Below are 16,409 nucleotides of genomic sequence, written 5' to 3'. Positions count from 1 at the left end.
ACCGCTGTTTGAATGAAAAACAGCGGTTTTTTTGTCTGGAAAATATTTCCCATAGGTGCTAAAATTTAATTATCACTTAAGGAGGTATTTTTATGGCAGGATTTTTGAATTTCACTAAGGAAAAGCTTATAAATAAGGTTGTTGAGGTCAGTATTGATGAGATCATCCCCAATCCTCATCAGCCGCGCAAGGATTTTAATGACGATATTACAGGACTTGCTGAGTCTATCGCGCAGAACGGCATATTACAGCCATTGTCAGTACGAAAAAAAGATGGAAGATACGAACTTATTGCAGGTGAACGCAGGCTTAGAGCAGCAAGAATATGCAGTTTTGAGGTAGTCCCCTGTATTATTCATGAGGTCAGCGACAGACATTCGGCTGTTCTCTCACTTGTTGAGAATATCCAGCGTCAGGATTTATCTTTCTTTGACGAAGCAGCTGCAATTGAGAAGCTTATCACATACTACGGTATGACTCAGGAGGACGCTGCTGTAAAACTTGGACGTGCTCAGAGTACCATTGCAAATAAACTCAGAATTCTTCGATTGACCGAGAGGGAGCGTGAACTTATAATTCACTATGGACTTACTGAGCGTCATGCTCGTTCACTTCTAAGGCTTGGCAGTCCTGATGACAGGCTTTTTATACTTGAAAAGATAATCAAGAATAATCTTAACGTTGAACGCTCAGAGCATCTTATTGATGAATTTATAGGAAGCCAACGCAGTAAGGTAAGTTATAAGAAGCGTTCTGCGGTTTTTCAGAATGTGAAAATGTTCGTAAATACTATAAATAAGGCTGTAGAGACAATGCAGGCATCAGGAATATCAGCGGACTCGTGTAAAATTCAGAATGATGACTATATCGAATATCGTGTGAGAATTCCTGTTCAGAAGAAAATATAATATGAAATTGTTTCACATGAAACATTCTTAGTGATGTTTCATGTGCTTTTTTGTTTCACGTGAAACATTTTGACTGATAAACAGTATAAAAACAACTGAAATTGTTTCATGTGAAACAATTTTTGAAAAAAATTATTGTTTCATATTTACATTGCACTTGAAAAGTGATATAATAATATAAGTAACTTTGAAAGGAAGATAATATGGGCAAGATCATAGCTGTTGCCAATCAGAAAGGCGGCGTAGGAAAGTCAACAACTGTTATAAATATCGCAGCATACTTAGGTTCTCGCGGTTTCAAGGTGCTTTGTATCGACTCTGATCCACAGGGTAATACAACGACCGGCTTCGGAATAAAGAAAAAATCCGTAAATGCTTCGACATATGACGTTATAACAGGCAAGACACGTATTCAGGAAGCTGTAATCGCTACTGAGTTTGAAAATGTATCAATAGTTCCTGCTACAGAAGCTCTTGCAGGCTGCGAGATTGAGCTTGCAGAGTATGATAACAGAGTCAACAGACTTAAAATGCAGATACTTACCTGCAAAGACGACTATGATTATATTTTCATAGACTGTCCTCCTGCACTTGGTACTATTACTATAAATGGTATCGTTGCCTGCGACAGTATCATCGTGCCTATGCTTGCAGAGTTCTACGCTCTTGAGGGACTTTCTCAGCTGGTGAATACGATAAAGATAGTTAAAAATAATTATAATCCGGCACTTGAGATCGATGGTATCCTGTTTACAATGTTTGACGGCAGACTTAATGTTGCAAATGACGTTGTAACTGAGGTGGAGAAATACTTCCCTGATAAGGTATTCCAGACCAAGGTACCGAGAAATGTCCGCATTTCGGAAGCTCCCAGCCACGGAAAGCCTGTTATGTACTATGACAAGTCGTCAAAGGGTGCAGAAGCATATGAGCTTGTTTGCCATGAGCTTCTTGGCGAACCTCTGGAACTGCCGAAAAAAGTGAAGATCTTCTCTTTCAAAAAACATAAGAAAGGAAAACGTTCGTAATTGATTTACTGGTGTAAATCAATAAAGACGAATGAGGTTTGAACTATGGCAAAAGGTGGTTTAGGCGCGGGTCTTGATACACTTTTCAGTGATAATACCAATGATATACAGGTAAAAAAGACTCTCCGCACTTCAGAAATAGAGCCGAACCGCGATCAGCCCCGTAAGGAGTTCAGCGATGAGGCAATAACCGCTCTTGCAGACTCTATCCGTGAGCATGGTATGTTACAGCCTATTCTCGTTCGCCCCATTGGTACAGGCGGCTATCAGATAGTCGCAGGTGAAAGAAGATGGCGAGCAGCAAGAATGGCAGGTCTTGATGAAGTTCCCGTAAATATCCGTGAGCTCTCAGACCTTGAGACTATGCAGATAGCAATTATCGAGAACCTACAGCGTGAAAACCTTAATCCTATCGAAGAAGCCGCAGGCTATAACGAGCTTATAGAAAAGTTCGGAATGACACAGGAAAAGGTAGCAAAAATGGTGGGACGTTCACGCTCTGCTGTTGCAAATGCTGTAAGACTCTTGGAACTTCCCGAAAGAGTGCTCAAAATGGTCAAAAACGGCGAGATATCAGCTGGTCACGCAAGAGCACTGTTAGGCTTTGAAGATGAGGAAATGCTCATTGCAACTGCTCTTAAAGCGGCTGACGGAAGTCTCACTGTAAGACAGGTGGAAAAGGCTGCACAGAAGTCCGCTGAACATGCAGAAGAGTCTGTTGGCGGAAAGTCAAATAAAAAGATTGATAATTACTTTAAGGAAATGGAGCTTTCTCTTAACGAGCGTCTTGGCAGAAAGGTCAAGGTAGACTACGGTAAGAACAAGGGTGCTCTTATACTTGAATTTTATGACAAAAATGACCTTGCGGCACTGGCTGAAAAGCTTGCCAAAGAGGACTAAGGAGAATAAATATGATAGATATCAAACTTATTAGAACCAATCCAGAACTTGTAAAGGAAAACATCAAGAAGAAGTTTCAGGACGACAAGCTTGAACTCGTTGACAAGGTCATCGAGCTTGACAAGCAGTACAGAGAGACTAAGCTGGCTTGCGATAATCTCAGAAACACAAGAAACGTAAAGAGTAAAGAGATCGGCGGTCTCATGAAGAACGGTCAGAAGGACGAAGCTGAAAAGGTAAAGGCTGAGGTTTCTGCTCTCGGCAAGGAGCTCGAAGAAAAGGAGCAGCTTGAAGTTAAGCTTGAAGCTGATATCCGTGAGATAATGCTTGTTATCCCTAATATTATCGACGAGTCTGTTCCGATAGGCAAGGACGATACAGAGAACGTTGAAGTTGAGAAGTTCGGCGAGCCTGCTGTTCCTGCATTTGAAGTACCATACCACGTTGATATCATGGAAAAGGTAAATGGTATCGATATCGACAGCGCACGTAAGACAAGCGGTAACGGTTTCTATTACCTTTGCGGCGACATTGCACAGCTCCAGAGCTGCATACTCTCTTACGCAAGAGATTTCATGATAGACAAGGGCTTTACATATTACATTCCGCCATTCATGATAAGAAGCAACGTTGTTACAGGCGTTATGAGCTTTGCTGAAATGGAAGGCATGATGTACAAGATAGAAGGCGAGGACCTCTACCTTATCGGTACTTCCGAGCATTCTATGATAGGTAAGTTTATTGACACTATCGTTCCTGAAGAAGAGCTTCCAAAGACTCTCACAAGCTATTCACCATGCTTCCGTAAGGAGGTAGGTGCTCACGGTATTGAGGAGCGCGGTGTTTACCGTATCCACCAGTTCGAGAAGCAGGAAATGGTCGTTGTATGTAAGCCTGAGGAGTCTATGGACTGGTTCCACAAGCTCTACAGCTATACAGTTGAGTTCTTCCGCACACTCGATATACCTGTTCGTACACTTGAATGCTGCTCAGGCGATCTTGCAGACCTTAAAGTTAAATCTATTGACGTTGAAGCATGGTCACCTCGTCAGAAGAAGTATTTCGAGGTAGGAAGCTGTTCTAACCTCGGCGACGCACAGGCAAGACGTCTAGGCATCAGAGTTAAGGCTGCTGACGGAAGCAAGTACTTCGCACACACACTGAACAATACAGTTGTTGCACCTCCGAGAATGCTCATCGCATTCCTCGAGAATAATCTCAACGAGGACGGTTCTATCCGTATTCCAAAGGCACTCCAGCCTTATATGCGCAAGGAGCTTATCAAAGTTCCTGAAAAGAAGTAAGAATTGACTTAAAGCGGTACAGTTTGACTGTGCCGCTTTTTTTGATAATAAGGTCGTACATAATAATAAATTTGATTTTTCGGGACGTCGAGGATGCCGTTCCCTACAAGCTAACGGCTAAGGGCTAAAGGCTAATGGCTATTTTAGGTGCTCGTCGCCCCATTTTGCTGCTGTGCAGAGACACATCGTTATAACGCCCATTGTCCCACCAAATAAACTTCCTAAGAGAAAATTAAGCATAAGTTGCTCCTTTACTTTAATTATTTGTGCTGTTATTATTATGTGCAGAATAATCCTTTATAATCATTTCTGTACAGTAATATTATTCGCATTATGCGACATAATAAAAGAAAAAACTTTAAATTTGTTGCAAATGCCACTTTTCAATATATTACAATTATGGTATAATTATTATGTTATACGGTATATCCGTAAATTATTGAAAAGAGGTAATCTCCAATGAATAAAATAACTAATGACATTTACTATATCGGCGTTAACGACCACCAGATCGACCTCTTTGAGGGACAGTACGATGTGCCGAACGGCATGGCTTATAATTCATATATCATAGTTGACGACAAGACTGCTGTATTCGATACAGTTGACGGCAATTTCACTGACCAGTGGCTCGGCAATATCGCTGAGGTACTTGGTGACCGCAAGCCTGATTACCTTATAGTTCAGCACATGGAGCCCGACCACTCCGCAAATATCAAGAACTTCCTTGAAAAGTATCCTGATGCAACTATCGTAGGCAATGCAAAGACATTCGGAATGATAGAGAATTTCTTCGAGGGACTTAATATTACTAACAAGCTTGAAGTCAAGGAAGGGGAGAAGCTCTCTCTCGGCAAGCACGAGCTTTCATTCGTATTTGCTCCTATGGTACACTGGCCTGAGGTAATGTTCACATACGACAGCACAGACAAGGTGCTCTTCTCAGCTGACGCATTCGGCAAGTTTGGTGCGCTTGACGCTGATGAGGACTGGGCTTGTGAAGCTCGCCGTTATTACTTCGGTATCGTCGGCAAGTACGGTATGCAGGTACAGGGCGTACTCAAAAAGGCTGCTGCACTTGATATACAGACGATATGCCCACTTCACGGACCTGTCCTCAAGGAAGATCTCGGCTACTATCTGGGACTTTACAACACATGGTCAAGCTACGGCGTTGAGTCTGAGGGCATATTCATCGCTTATACATCAGTTTACGGCAATACAAAGAAGGCTGCCGAGCTTCTCAAGGAAAAGCTTGAAGCAAAGGGCTGCCCGAAGGTAGCTATTGCAGACCTTGCAAGAGAGGATATGGCAGAGTCAGTTGAGGACGCATTCCGCTATGGAAAGCTTGTTATTGCAACTACTACTTACAATGCTGATATCTTCCCGTTCATGAAGCACTTCATTCTCGACCTTACAGAGAGAAACTACCAGAACCGCACTATCGGTATCATCGAGAACGGAAGTTGGGCACCTCTCGTTGCAAAGACAGTAAAGGCAATGTTTGAGAAGTCAAAGAATATCACATTCACAGATACCACAGTATCTATCAAGTCAGCTGTAAAGGCTGCAAATATCGCTCAGATTGATGCACTTGCAGACGAGCTGATGAAATAAAATATTCAAGGAGGGACTGAATATGAAAATTACACTCAATCCCGACAAGGAAGTTGTTGACAGAATAAAAGAGGGACTTAAAATGAAGGACGGCTATTGTCCGTGCAGATTGGCAAAGACTCCCGAAAACAAGTGTATGTGCAAGGAGTTCCGCGACCAGATAGCAGACCCGAATTTCGAGGGCTTCTGCCACTGTATGCTTTATTATAAGTCGCTGGACGATTGATCAATGGTAACGATAAGCAAAGTCAATAAGGATACAGAGCTTGCAAAGCAGCTCCTGAAATTTGTTGAGGACTGCTCATGGCATGATGTAAAGGAGCATATTGCGAATATGATTAGGTCGTGGGAGTTCACAGACTGGGAGTGTATGTTTGCAGCTGTGGAGGACGGAAAAATAGTGGGTATGGCTTTCATAATGAAAGAGGACTATTATCCGCTGCCTGATATATACCCGTGGATATCCTGTATCTTTGTGACCGAAAGCGCAAGGGGACACCATATAAGCGGTCAGCTCATAGACCATGCCAACAGCTATGCGAAGGAGCTGGGCTTCAAAAGGACGTATATCCCCACAGAATATACGGGACTTTATGAGCATTACGGATACAGATATGTCCGTGATATAGTAAACTACGGTGGCGGCACTGACCGCCTTTACGTAAAAGAAACCGAATAAAAACTACAGGAGGTAAAAAATGTACGAAGTTGTTATCACAAAGGAGAATTTCAACAGAGAAGTGCTTCAATATAAGGATACACCCGTTCTTATTGATTTCTGGGCAATGTGGTGCGGACCATGCATGGCACTGGGTCCTGTTATCGAGCAGATAGCTGACGAATACAAGGGCAAGTTAAAGGTTGGCAAGGTCAATGTTGACGAGCAGCCCGAGCTTGCATCAGCTTTCAGCGTTGAGAGCATACCTATGCTCGCAGTAGTCAAGGACGGAAAATTAGTAAATAAGTCCGTAGGACTTCAGCCAAAGGAAGCTATTTTAGCTCTCGCTGGTCTTGAATAAGTATAAGCTCACTGATGAAAGTCAGTGAGCTTTGCTGTTTATATATTCAAAATTATTTTTGAAATATGCACGGAAAATATTTTCAGAGTTGTATATATTTATGAAGCGACGCTTCTACAGAAAGGAGGAAGTTCTATGAATGACAATTCAGCGTTGTATGCGTTCAATAAATACGGCGATACCGTCCTGCGAATGGCGTTCGCCATTATTGGAAGCTACCATGAAGCAGAGGATATAACGCAGGAAGTTTTCCTGACGCTTCATGCAAAGCCACAGGATTTTGAAAACGAAGAACACATGAAGGCTTGGCTTTTAAGGTCAGCCATAAACCGCTGCAAGAACTATAAAAAAAGCTCACGTATAACGAAAAATTCTCCTCTTGACGAAACTCTTGAAAACACCCTCAGCTGTGAATTTACAGCTCGTGACAACGAGATAAGAGAGAAGATAGAGAAACTTCCCGAGAAATATGCAACTGTGATATTTCTGTACTATTTCGAGGAGTTTAACGTCAGGGAGATAGCAAATATTCTCGGCAAAAACGAAAATACAGTAAGCTCACTATTGCAGCGCGGAAGAAAAAAGCTTAAAACAGAACTGGAAAAGGAGGGTTATATTTATGAGACCTAACGAATACGATGACCTTCTTAAAAAGATAAAGTGCAGCGATGAATTCCGCAGCCGTATGCAGGAAAAGCTCAGCTCTGAGCCTATAGAGATGACGGACTATGAGGAAAGCGTAAGCGGAATAGAAGTAGCTCCAAAGCACAACTGGGGAAGATTTGCGGCTTTAGCTGCTGCATTCGTACTTGTATGCGGAGCTGTAGGCGGCGGAGTATATCATTTCAACAAGATGAAGGATAAGCCTGTTGTGACTGAAGAAGATGACGGTACTTCAATTTTTGATAAGATAAAGGCAAACAAAGATTCATGCGATATGAAAGAGTATGTATGGAATCTTTCAGGCGGACCAAGTACGCTGGTAAAGAAGGCAAATGACAAAAAGGACAGAGTCATTGAATACCTTGAACAAGCAGGTGAGTTCAGAAAGACTGACGATACAAGACTTGCTTACAGAAGTGTGAGATTTGAGTTTGAAAATAAGAAAGATGATACTTACCTTGAAATAGATATTTCTGAAAACGGTATTTCATTCTGGAGCGAGGCAGATAAGCAGGGAAATATAATCAGTGAGGAATACCGCAGTTGTAGCACCCAGGTATTTTATGATATGCTTGATCTTGTACTTGAAGATGCAGACAGCGATATCATGGAATATATGACAAAGGTATCTCAGGATGAAATAAAGATCTTTGTCAGCACTCATCTGGAAAAAAGCAATGATAGGGCTTTATTTTATCCGAGACAGGGCTTAGCTAATGAGATGTTAACACACTTTGTCATTACAGATAAAGAAGCTCTTACAAATGCTTTAATGAACTTTGAATGGGTAAAGGTAAGAGAAGGGGAATTTGATTATAATAACTATTACGAAATGGGTATCAGAATATCCGAAGAAGGATATCTTATGGCAGTAGGTGACGATCCTTATCCTTACGGCTATTTCAAGCTCAAAAATGAGATTGAATGTGAAAAGCTTATCGACGCTGTCAAGTCTGTACTTGGATATGATAATGAATCCCGTGATGCTACAAGTGAAGAGATAAGAGCTCTGTTCGATGGAGCTACAGATAATTGTTCTGTAAGCAGCTGGGACGGAGAAGTAGGTATTGGTCAGAGTGGACCGCATTATGGAAGTATTTATCGTTACTATACGCTGAATGATGCTAAAGGCTTCACAGATGAGATATCTTCAATTGAATGGGTGACCTGTTCTAATGAAGAAGTGAATTCAAATACTAAAAGGGGACTTATAACTACCGGAGCTTTTACTATATCTGATACTTCTATATACAGAAACGGATATATTTCTTGTTACGACAAAAATCTGTATTGCAAACTGAAGAACGAAAGTGATATCGAAAAGCTTGAGCCTATTTTCAATAAATACTTTGTTATGACCGAGGCTTCAAAGCTTGCAGACAAGATGCTTAACGGCATTGATAATTTTAATGATCTTGATGCAGATTTTACTTACAGCAGACAGTATGATTATGAAGGTAATTCAGATAGTCAGAATATCAGTGGTCACATGAGTTTTGATGCAAAGGACAAGAAATTGTATATGTCAGGTGCGGGAACAGAAAATGGTGACGATATCTGTACTACAGTATTAATGATAGGTGATGACAATTCTGCATATTCAACTGTCAATAACACCGATCATGATAAATGTTTAGATTATGTATACTCATATAATACGGTAATGATACCTAAACCGGAGTTCCATTATGTATATTTATCCAAAAAAATAGAACAGGGACTTACTCCTGCCATGCAGCAGAGCGATGATATCAGTATTGAGTCTAAGTATTTAGGCGGTGGAAATACGGAGTATCACTTTACAAGTAATTATTATGGAGCAGGAGAATATACTATCGTTTTGACAGAAAAAGGACAGCTGATCTCCTATGAGGCAAGTATGGCATACAGCAAAATAAAATTTGAGCTCAAAAACTATGTATTTGACTCCGACAGCTTTGAAATGCCATATCTGAATGATACATATGAACAGATAAACTATTCAGAGAACATAAAAACTCACAATATTCCTGTAGTCAATGTGTATCCCGAACTCATAAGCGGTATAGGAGTTGGTTCAATGGCACAGGTCATCACAGACAGTGATAAATATAATATGTACGTAAGTTGTTTGCTTGATATGTTCAGCATACTGGATAAGGAAGGCGGAGACGAGGATTTCTGGCTGCTGCACGGTGATTCATTTAAAACAGGTTCAAAGCATGGCGACAGGCATATGAAAGGATACTACACTATCATAGTTGAAACTGAGAAATATGAATTCGTGATATATATACCTGATTTAAGAGCCACTAAACCCGAATGGGGCGATGATACCGTACTTATCGAAAAGCATTCTGGCACGGCAGATGAAAGCAGCGACAGCTATTACAGGCATTTTTCAGAGAAGGACATTGATAGTCTCAGATCAATAATAAAAAATCAGTATAACAGGTACTAAGCAGTGTGACGCTGCATCATTTTTCAAGTTCAAGATAACGAGAAGGGCAATGTATCGCCGCGACTGTTGATTTATTTGTAATAACATGATATAATAATATAAAGTCTCCGCAGTCGGTATGGCTGCGGAGAAATTTTTTCGGAGGTATAACAATGAAGCTCATATCATGGAACGTAAACGGCTTTCGTGCTTGTCTGCAAAAGGGCTTTGAGGATTTCTTCAAGGCTGCGGACGCTGATATATTCTGCTTGCAGGAAACAAAAATGCAGCCCGATCAGGCTGACTTCAAGCCCGAGGGATACCATATATATTTTCACAGCGCAGTAAAGAAAGGCTATTCGGGTACGGCTGTATTCAGCAAGACCGAGCCTTTGTCCGTTACATACGGCATAAACGGTACTCACATGGACGAGGGCAGAGTCATCACCTGCGAGTACGAGGACTTTTACTTCGTATGCTGCTATGTACCGAACGCACAGGACGGATTGAAGCGTATCGACTACCGTATGGAGTTCGAGGACGATATGAGAGCATATCTCTCCGACCTTGACAAGAAAAAGCCTGTTGTGTACTGCGGCGACCTTAACGTAGCGCATGAAGAGATAGACCTGAAAAATCCCAAGACAAACCGCGGAAACGCTGGATTCTCGGACGAGGAGCGCGGCAAGTTCACGGAGCTTTTAGGAGCAGGCTTTACCGATACATTCAGAAAGCTCTATCCCGATACAGTTACTTATTCGTGGTGGTCTTATCGCTTTAAGGCTCGTGAAAAGAACGCAGGCTGGCGTATAGACTATTTTGTTGTATCCGACAGGTTTATGGAGTGCGTTAAAAACTCCGAGATACTGACGGATATTATGGGCAGCGACCACTGTCCCGTTATGCTGACTACAAAATAATACATCTTTTTATTGACAATCAATATTGATTATTGTATAATATGTTTAATAACACAATGTGTTATAGTTTATATGATATATTTAAAGGGGTTGATTGTCATGAGAAAAAAGTTAATGTCTGTGATAATGTCGTCAGTAATATTTGCATCTATGGCAAGTACGATGATAGCTTCTGCCGAAGTAAAGGAAAGCTATTCCTATGATGATATTTACACGATGACAAAGGACGGTTCTATTGAAGATCTGTTCAGTGAGAAAGGCATAGATGCTGCTGATATCTGGACAGCATCAAGAGTTTCGGAGCTGCTGGAAAAGGGGGCATATCCTGCAATTTACCTCAAACCCGAAAAAACAGTGTACTCATATGAAGTGTTCGGAGATGAGGGAGTTAGTACAGTATATGAGTATTTTTCTAATTGCTTGTATGAAAATTTCGGAGTACCCGATACGGATTTCTGTACAAGAGAAAAGCTCCGCGAAAATGCAGATGAAGGAATTAAGAGCGTTATCACGCCTATTTCGCATTTTTACGGCAGATACACAGAAAGACTTGCTGCTGTACTGAATTATATCCGTCTGAGTCCTGACTTTGCAGGCTTTTACGAAGAGGACATGAACAAGTCATTTTATGAAGAAATAGATGATGAAGAGTATATAAAAGTGCAGTATTATATCCCTGATAAAACAAAAGAAGTCATGGGTGACGTAAATATTGACGGTAGTTTTGATATTGCTGACCTGCTTCTCTTTAAGAAATGGATGATGCGTTCTTCAGATGCTTTTCTCAATAACTGGGAAGCTGCTGATTTCGACTTTGATGATGACGTAGATGTATTTGATCTTATACTTATGAGAAAGGCACTTATCGAAAAATCATAAAACGGTACACATAATCATGGTACTAATATAGAAGTTTATAGTTATTACTCGGGGAAAACCTTTCTGAGGAAAGGTTCTTCCCCGAACCCCTTTCCAAAGACTTTTATCTGATTTTTTCCCAGATAGGGCGCGTACGAAAAATAAAAAGACCTGCAAGTATACAGGTCGCGCCCTATCTGGGAAAAAATAAAAACAGAAGTTTTAGTGAGGGAGTTTGAGGGAGGACCCTTTTTCAAAAGGGTCTCCCTCAATAATAGTTATAAAAGCCTCTGTATCAATACCACGGTTAAGTGTACCGTTTTACTGTTCAAATATATTTTTGAAGATATTGTACTTCTTATCGTTTCCGCCTGAGTAAATGGCGAAGCAGATATTCTCGAAGAGCTTTCCGAAGCCTTCGTCTATGATGACTTTTCGGAAATAGCCTGCAACGTCCTCGGACTTATTGCCAAAAGCTCCGCAGCCCCATGCACCCAGTATAATATTCTTATGACCGTGTTCTGCGGCGACTGCAAGCAGTATCCTTATGCGCCTTGTCATAGTTTCTGCTATCTTCTTATTTGAGGCGAATATAGCTGCACCTCTTCTGTTGGGAGCAGGTACAGTTATGACCGAAGTCATGAACGGCTGCTCCATAGGCTCACATTTGTTATCGCGGAATACACATACATCAGGTGAATAGAGCATATAGTCAGACTCTACAGGACTGATATGCGTATTATTGTAAAGATACATCTTTTTAGCCTCAGCAGAGGTTATGGAAGCATACAGGGTACTGCATCTGCAAAGAGCCTCTTCCTGAGCGTTTGCGCCCAATCTGAAGCCGCCTCCTGCCTTGTGAGCATTGGCGAAATTCATAACAAAGGGGCGTTCAAATCTGCCTGCGGCTGAAAAAGAGTCCTCCTGCGTAACGGTTATGCTGCACATTTCATCACCGCTGATAATGAGCTTTTCAATAAGCTCAGCACCCTTTTGCGGACTTATGACTTCTACTGCACGGGAATCGCCTTTAATGTCTATGTGTTTGCCGTTCAGCTCGTAGAAACCGTTTTCGGTAATTTTTATGGTCTCGTTTGCAATAGTGATATTATTCATAAATACACCTTCTTAATTTGTAACGTCCATGACTACATATTCCGAGATACAGCCTGTTTTGAATGGGATAGCCCAGCCTGATATACCTGAGGTAACGATGAATTTGGTATTGTCGATAGTCTTTGAGCCGTAGACAAAATCATTGGCACCTATGAGAAGTCCGATATATCCTGACGGCCATATATGTCCGCCGTGGGTATGTCCCGAGAACACAAGGTCAGCACCTGCGGCAGCCTCGTTATCGTAGTCGTTAGGCTGATGATCGAGGATAAGCTCGAACTTTGAGTTATCAAGGTCTTTCGTGAGGGTTTTTATATCCTCACGTTCCTTATAGTGTTTATCAAGTCTGCCAACTATGCGGAAAGTGTCGTTAACCTCGACTACATCGTCCTCAAGGAGTGTAACATTGTTCTTTTCGAGTTCGCTGTAGAGGTCCTCGATAGTGAAGTCGCGGTGTCCCGATTCATAATAGCCCTTATCGTGATTGCCGATCGTGAAATAAACGCCGTAGGTGGTTTTCAGCTCGCCTAAGGCCTTGCAGGCTTGCACCATATCCTCGCGGCATGAATCATCGTCAACAAAGTCTCCTGCGACTACTACCACATCGGGCTCTTCGGCTTGTATACGCTTCATTTCCTTTGCGAATTGTTCGCCGTTAAGGGTAATGCCGAGGTGAGAGTCCGCAATGCCCACTATCCTGAGACTTCCGCCTGCTATAGGTTTGTCTGTATGGACTGTATAGGCAGTTCTTTTTACGTCGTGGGCGTTTATCCAGCCAAAAGTGAGATATACAGCCGTAAAGAGTATAGTCAGAACTCCTTCGATATAGAATCGGCGTTCTTTTTTTATTATCTTGCGGACTATCTTTCCCAGAAGGTCTGCGATGAGCCAGAAGGCTGCCAGATGAAAAACTATGATAACTACCGCATAGGTATTTATAATACCGAAACAGCCTATACCGATCAAAGGTACAAGGCAAAGCAGCCATGACAGCTTTTTGTGGTTTTCGGCTATTTTCTGTACAAAGCCGAATTTATGAAATCTTGTGAGAAGATAAAATATACTGCCAAGACTTATAACGCCTGCAAGTGCAAAAAGTATCAGCCAGAACATATGACACCTCCGATAATATCGCGTACAACGTCCGCGTTTACATTATATGGACAGCTTGCAAGCTTTTTCGGGTTGCTGAGCAGATTATCCGCAGCCTTTTCCAGAAGCTCCTGTGACGCATTTACAGGGCTTATATCAGCAATGAACTGCCCCAGCTCGTCTGTATCGGCAAAGCCCGTCACAGACAGAACGTGTTCGCGGTCGGAGAGTTCGGCGTTTCTGAGATATCCCCGCTGGAAAGCTCCAACAGCCGCACCGTGGGGGATACCGCCCTCATAGGTGAGAGTGTAGCTCAGACCGTGAGGAATGGAAGTCCCTGTCTGAGCAATAGCCATTCCACCCAGTGTAGAAGCCGTGAGCAGGTCATTGGCAGTATTGATGTCAAGAGGCATATTTCCTGCAAGGAAGTACTTGCAGCTTTTCCAGAGCTTCATGCCGCTGTCGGCGCACATACGGCTGAGATAAGAAGCAGAGGAGTGGATATAGCTTTCTATCATATGGCTGAGAGCGTCAACAGCAGTATTTGCAATGAGCTGCTTCGGCGCAGTAAGCAGGTATTTACCGTCGCAGAGCGCGAGACTGGGGAATACCTTGTGTACCATAGACATTTTGGTACTCAGGTCGTGCCGCGTGAGTACAGAAACACCCGTTACCTCAGAGCCTGTTCCGCAGGTAGTGGGAACAGCAGCAAGTGGCAGAAAACGGGGAGCAGCAGAATTGTCATACATAAGTTCCCATGAGCTTTCGGGATTTTTCATCATTACCGCTACAGCCTTTGAAGCATCGAGAGCTGAACCGCCGCCTACTCCGATAACGAAGTCAGCACCACAGGAAAGACCCATATCCCGTGCTTTCATAACAGTTTCAACGGAAGGGTTCTCCTCTGTCTCATTGAATACCGTATATTTTACGCCGTGCCTCTCAAGTGCAGTGATAACATCATCGAGAGAGCCGTTTCGCTGTGAAGAATTATGTCCTGTAACTATAAGTGCATGAGTACCGAGAGCTGCTAAGTCTTTACTGTGAGAAACAACGCAGTCAGGTTCATAAATTACCTTTGCAGGCATGAAAAACATCATATTTTTACCTCATTTGATATATAGAATTCTCTTTTATTACTTATACTATTATTGTACCTGTTTTAAGGAGCAGTGTCAATACATGGGTAGAAAAAACGCTTTTTTGTAGCATATAATCTTCTGTTTCAACTGTAGGTTGAAAACAGTGGAAAAGTTATGGTATAATGAATATGTAAATTATAATACAGCACAAATCTGATATTAGGACAGCTTGTTATTCTGCGAAAGGGGATACCGATGTAATGAACAGAAAAGACAATAGGATATTTACAGCTTCATCGGCTGACATTGCAGAAAAAATGGGTGTGGGCTGGAACTGCGGAAATACCCTCGAAGCGAATTTCGGTGGTATACCCAGCGAGACTGTATGGGGCAATCCGAAAACCTCACAGGAGATAATAGACGCAGTTGCCGATGCAGGCTTTAACACTGTAAGGATACCCATAACCTACCTCAGTAAGATAGATGATGAAAACGGCTATATGATAGACCATGAGTGGCTCGAAAGGATAGCAGAGGTAGTTGATTACTGCTACAAAAGAGAAATGTTCGTGATAATCAATATCCACGGCGATGCCTACCACACCATAAAAGGCGGCTGGCTGTTCTGTGATGAAGAAGATCAGGACCGTATAAAGAAGAAATTCAGAGCTGTGTGGAGACAGGTGGCTGAACGCTTTGCAGACCTTGACGAGCACCTCATATTCGAGAGCATGAACGAGGTCTTTGACGGCATATATCACGATCCCGTACCCGAGTATTACGTGAATATCAATGATTACAACCGCATATTCGTTGACACTGTCCGCGAATGTGGCAAGAACAATACCCACCGCTGGCTCATGGTATGCGGCTGGAATACAAATATAGACTATACCTGCGGGGATTACGGCTTCTGCTTCCCCGAGGACAAGGGCAATACCGCCGATGAGGGAAGGCTTATCCTTTCCGTGCATTTTTACGACCCGTGGGACTACTGCGGTGAAGAGGAAAAGGACGTTTTCCTCTGGGGCGAAAAGGGGCAGAGAATATCCGATGAGTACGGACTCTCACCCGACAGCGTTGCCAACTGGGGCGATGAGAACCATATGCGGTTCCAGTTTGAAAAGCTGAAAAAGAAGTATATCGACAAGGGCATACCTGTTGTACTCGGAGAATTCGGCTGTATCGACAAGGGTGTGGCAAATGAGGCTATATCAAATAAAATAGAAGAGAACCGTGCGTATTACAACGGTTTTGTGGCAGGAACTGCCGCAAAGAACGGTATAACGCCCATATACTGGGACAACGGCTTCAACGGACAGTACGGTCTCGCACTATTTGACAGGCGGAAGCTTACACAGACTCAGCCTGCTATTATAGAAGCTATAGTAAAAGGCGTAAAAAACAAAGACCCTATGGCAGGTCTTTGCGTGAGGAAAAAAGCATAACTAAAGAAAAAAGCTCCCGAAAAGGGAGCTTTTTC

General features: G+C 42.3%; 17 protein-coding genes. 13 read left to right on the top strand and 4 right to left on the bottom strand.

The window, feature by feature from the left end:
* The first annotated feature begins 92 nt into the window (after positions 1-92).
* From QZZ41_RS00860 to serS, 4 genes are all read left to right on the top strand, one after another.
* Complete coding sequence (locus QZZ41_RS00860; RefSeq protein WP_295066827.1) at positions 93-908, top strand: ParB/RepB/Spo0J family partition protein; 816 nt, start codon at positions 93-95, stop codon at positions 906-908.
* A gap of 203 nt (positions 909-1,111) precedes the next feature.
* Positions 1,112-1,936, top strand: a complete 825-nt coding sequence (locus QZZ41_RS00855; RefSeq protein ID WP_295066825.1) for a ParA family protein — start codon at positions 1,112-1,114, stop codon at positions 1,934-1,936.
* Positions 1,937-1,981: 45 nt separating this feature from the next.
* Positions 1,982-2,836 (top strand): ParB/RepB/Spo0J family partition protein, encoded by an 855-nt coding sequence (locus QZZ41_RS00850; RefSeq protein ID WP_295066823.1) that lies wholly within the window; start codon positions 1,982-1,984, stop codon positions 2,834-2,836.
* A gap of 11 nt (positions 2,837-2,847) precedes the next feature.
* On the top strand, positions 2,848-4,140 hold the full coding sequence (gene serS, locus QZZ41_RS00845; protein ID WP_295066820.1) for a serine--tRNA ligase: 1,293 nt from the start codon (positions 2,848-2,850) through the stop codon (positions 4,138-4,140).
* 138 nt (positions 4,141-4,278) lie between these two features.
* On the opposite strand, the gene QZZ41_RS00840 is transcribed toward serS, so the two are convergent.
* Positions 4,279-4,380, bottom strand: a complete 102-nt coding sequence (locus QZZ41_RS00840; protein ID WP_295066818.1) for a DUF3789 domain-containing protein — start codon at positions 4,378-4,380, stop codon at positions 4,279-4,281.
* A 219-nt stretch (positions 4,381-4,599) separates the two neighbouring features.
* Here QZZ41_RS00840 and QZZ41_RS00835 point away from each other — a divergent pair, with 219 nt between their 5' ends.
* The 8 genes from QZZ41_RS00835 (at position 4,600) to QZZ41_RS00800 (ending at position 11,657) form a co-directional block, all read left to right on the top strand.
* Positions 4,600-5,757 (top strand): FprA family A-type flavoprotein, encoded by a 1,158-nt coding sequence (locus tag QZZ41_RS00835; protein ID WP_295066816.1) that lies wholly within the window; start codon positions 4,600-4,602, stop codon positions 5,755-5,757.
* A 22-nt stretch (positions 5,758-5,779) separates the two neighbouring features.
* Entirely contained in the window at positions 5,780-5,983 is a 204-nt protein-coding gene (locus QZZ41_RS00830) for a ferredoxin-thioredoxin reductase catalytic domain-containing protein (RefSeq protein WP_074715175.1), read from the top strand.
* Between the two features lie 3 nt (positions 5,984-5,986).
* Entirely contained in the window at positions 5,987-6,436 is a 450-nt protein-coding gene (locus QZZ41_RS00825; protein WP_295066813.1) for a GNAT family N-acetyltransferase, read from the top strand.
* 19 nt (positions 6,437-6,455) lie between these two features.
* The gene (gene trxA, locus QZZ41_RS00820; protein WP_295066810.1) at positions 6,456-6,776 is read left to right on the top strand and encodes a thioredoxin; all 321 of its coding nucleotides are present in this window, start codon (positions 6,456-6,458) and stop codon (positions 6,774-6,776) included.
* 135 nt (positions 6,777-6,911) lie between these two features.
* Positions 6,912-7,406, top strand: a complete 495-nt coding sequence (locus tag QZZ41_RS00815; protein WP_295066808.1) for an RNA polymerase sigma factor — start codon at positions 6,912-6,914, stop codon at positions 7,404-7,406.
* Positions 7,396-9,879 (top strand): hypothetical protein, encoded by a 2,484-nt coding sequence (locus QZZ41_RS00810; protein WP_295066806.1) that lies wholly within the window; start codon positions 7,396-7,398, stop codon positions 9,877-9,879. Before QZZ41_RS00815 ends, QZZ41_RS00810 begins: the two co-directional genes overlap by 11 nt.
* A 152-nt stretch (positions 9,880-10,031) precedes the next feature.
* Complete coding sequence (locus QZZ41_RS00805; RefSeq protein ID WP_295066804.1) at positions 10,032-10,778, top strand: exodeoxyribonuclease III; 747 nt, start codon at positions 10,032-10,034, stop codon at positions 10,776-10,778.
* A 99-nt stretch (positions 10,779-10,877) separates the two neighbouring features.
* Positions 10,878-11,657 carry a dockerin type I domain-containing protein gene (locus QZZ41_RS00800; protein ID WP_295066802.1) on the top strand — a complete coding sequence of 260 codons (780 nt, stop codon included), beginning with the start codon at positions 10,878-10,880 and terminating at the stop codon, positions 11,655-11,657.
* A gap of 300 nt (positions 11,658-11,957) precedes the next feature.
* Here QZZ41_RS00800 and QZZ41_RS00795 read toward each other — a convergent pair whose 3' ends face one another.
* The 3 genes from QZZ41_RS00795 to QZZ41_RS00785 are packed head-to-tail and all read right to left on the bottom strand — an operon-like array spanning position 11,958 to position 14,944.
* Entirely contained in the window at positions 11,958-12,752 is a 795-nt protein-coding gene (locus QZZ41_RS00795; RefSeq protein WP_295066800.1) for a TIGR02452 family protein, read from the bottom strand.
* Between the two features lie 12 nt (positions 12,753-12,764).
* Positions 12,765-13,865, bottom strand: coding sequence for a metallophosphoesterase (locus QZZ41_RS00790; RefSeq protein ID WP_295066797.1), 1,101 nt, complete (start codon positions 13,863-13,865; stop codon positions 12,765-12,767).
* Positions 13,853-14,944 carry an iron-containing alcohol dehydrogenase family protein gene (locus tag QZZ41_RS00785; protein WP_295066795.1) on the bottom strand — a complete coding sequence of 364 codons (1,092 nt, stop codon included), beginning with the start codon at positions 14,942-14,944 and terminating at the stop codon, positions 13,853-13,855. Before QZZ41_RS00785 ends, QZZ41_RS00790 begins: the two co-directional genes overlap by 13 nt.
* Positions 14,945-15,186: 242 nt before the next feature.
* Here QZZ41_RS00785 and QZZ41_RS00780 point away from each other — a divergent pair, with 242 nt between their 5' ends.
* Entirely contained in the window at positions 15,187-16,374 is a 1,188-nt protein-coding gene (locus QZZ41_RS00780) for a glycoside hydrolase family 5 protein (RefSeq protein WP_295066792.1), read from the top strand.
* Positions 16,375-16,409: the final 35 nt, after the last annotated feature.

The sequence above is a fragment of the Ruminococcus sp. genome, from assembly GCF_016283395.1.
Note: the sequence above shows the minus strand (reverse complement) of the source record. Positions and strands in the feature narration are given on the sequence as shown.

Bases quoted from the DNA above. Each gene is read 5' to 3' on its own strand.
- QZZ41_RS00860 (WP_295066827.1), top strand. From the start codon at position 93: ATGGCAGGATTTTTGAATTTCACTAAGGAAAAGCTTATAAATAAGGTT.
- QZZ41_RS00855 (WP_295066825.1), top strand. From the start codon at position 1,112: ATGGGCAAGATCATAGCTGTTGCCAATCAGAAAGGCGGCGTAGGAAAG.
- QZZ41_RS00850 (WP_295066823.1), top strand. From the start codon at position 1,982: ATGGCAAAAGGTGGTTTAGGCGCGGGTCTTGATACACTTTTCAGTGAT.
- serS (WP_295066820.1), top strand. From the start codon at position 2,848: ATGATAGATATCAAACTTATTAGAACCAATCCAGAACTTGTAAAGGAA.
- QZZ41_RS00840 (WP_295066818.1), bottom strand. From the start codon at position 4,380: ATGCTTAATTTTCTCTTAGGAAGTTTATTTGGTGGGACAATGGGCGTT.
- QZZ41_RS00835 (WP_295066816.1), top strand. From the start codon at position 4,600: ATGAATAAAATAACTAATGACATTTACTATATCGGCGTTAACGACCAC.
- QZZ41_RS00830 (WP_074715175.1), top strand. From the start codon at position 5,780: ATGAAAATTACACTCAATCCCGACAAGGAAGTTGTTGACAGAATAAAA.
- QZZ41_RS00825 (WP_295066813.1), top strand. From the start codon at position 5,987: ATGGTAACGATAAGCAAAGTCAATAAGGATACAGAGCTTGCAAAGCAG.
- trxA (WP_295066810.1), top strand. From the start codon at position 6,456: ATGTACGAAGTTGTTATCACAAAGGAGAATTTCAACAGAGAAGTGCTT.
- QZZ41_RS00815 (WP_295066808.1), top strand. From the start codon at position 6,912: ATGAATGACAATTCAGCGTTGTATGCGTTCAATAAATACGGCGATACC.
- QZZ41_RS00810 (WP_295066806.1), top strand. From the start codon at position 7,396: ATGAGACCTAACGAATACGATGACCTTCTTAAAAAGATAAAGTGCAGC.
- QZZ41_RS00805 (WP_295066804.1), top strand. From the start codon at position 10,032: ATGAAGCTCATATCATGGAACGTAAACGGCTTTCGTGCTTGTCTGCAA.
- QZZ41_RS00800 (WP_295066802.1), top strand. From the start codon at position 10,878: ATGAGAAAAAAGTTAATGTCTGTGATAATGTCGTCAGTAATATTTGCA.
- QZZ41_RS00795 (WP_295066800.1), bottom strand. From the start codon at position 12,752: ATGAATAATATCACTATTGCAAACGAGACCATAAAAATTACCGAAAAC.
- QZZ41_RS00790 (WP_295066797.1), bottom strand. From the start codon at position 13,865: ATGTTCTGGCTGATACTTTTTGCACTTGCAGGCGTTATAAGTCTTGGC.
- QZZ41_RS00785 (WP_295066795.1), bottom strand. From the start codon at position 14,944: ATGATGTTTTTCATGCCTGCAAAGGTAATTTATGAACCTGACTGCGTT.
- QZZ41_RS00780 (WP_295066792.1), top strand. From the start codon at position 15,187: ATGAACAGAAAAGACAATAGGATATTTACAGCTTCATCGGCTGACATT.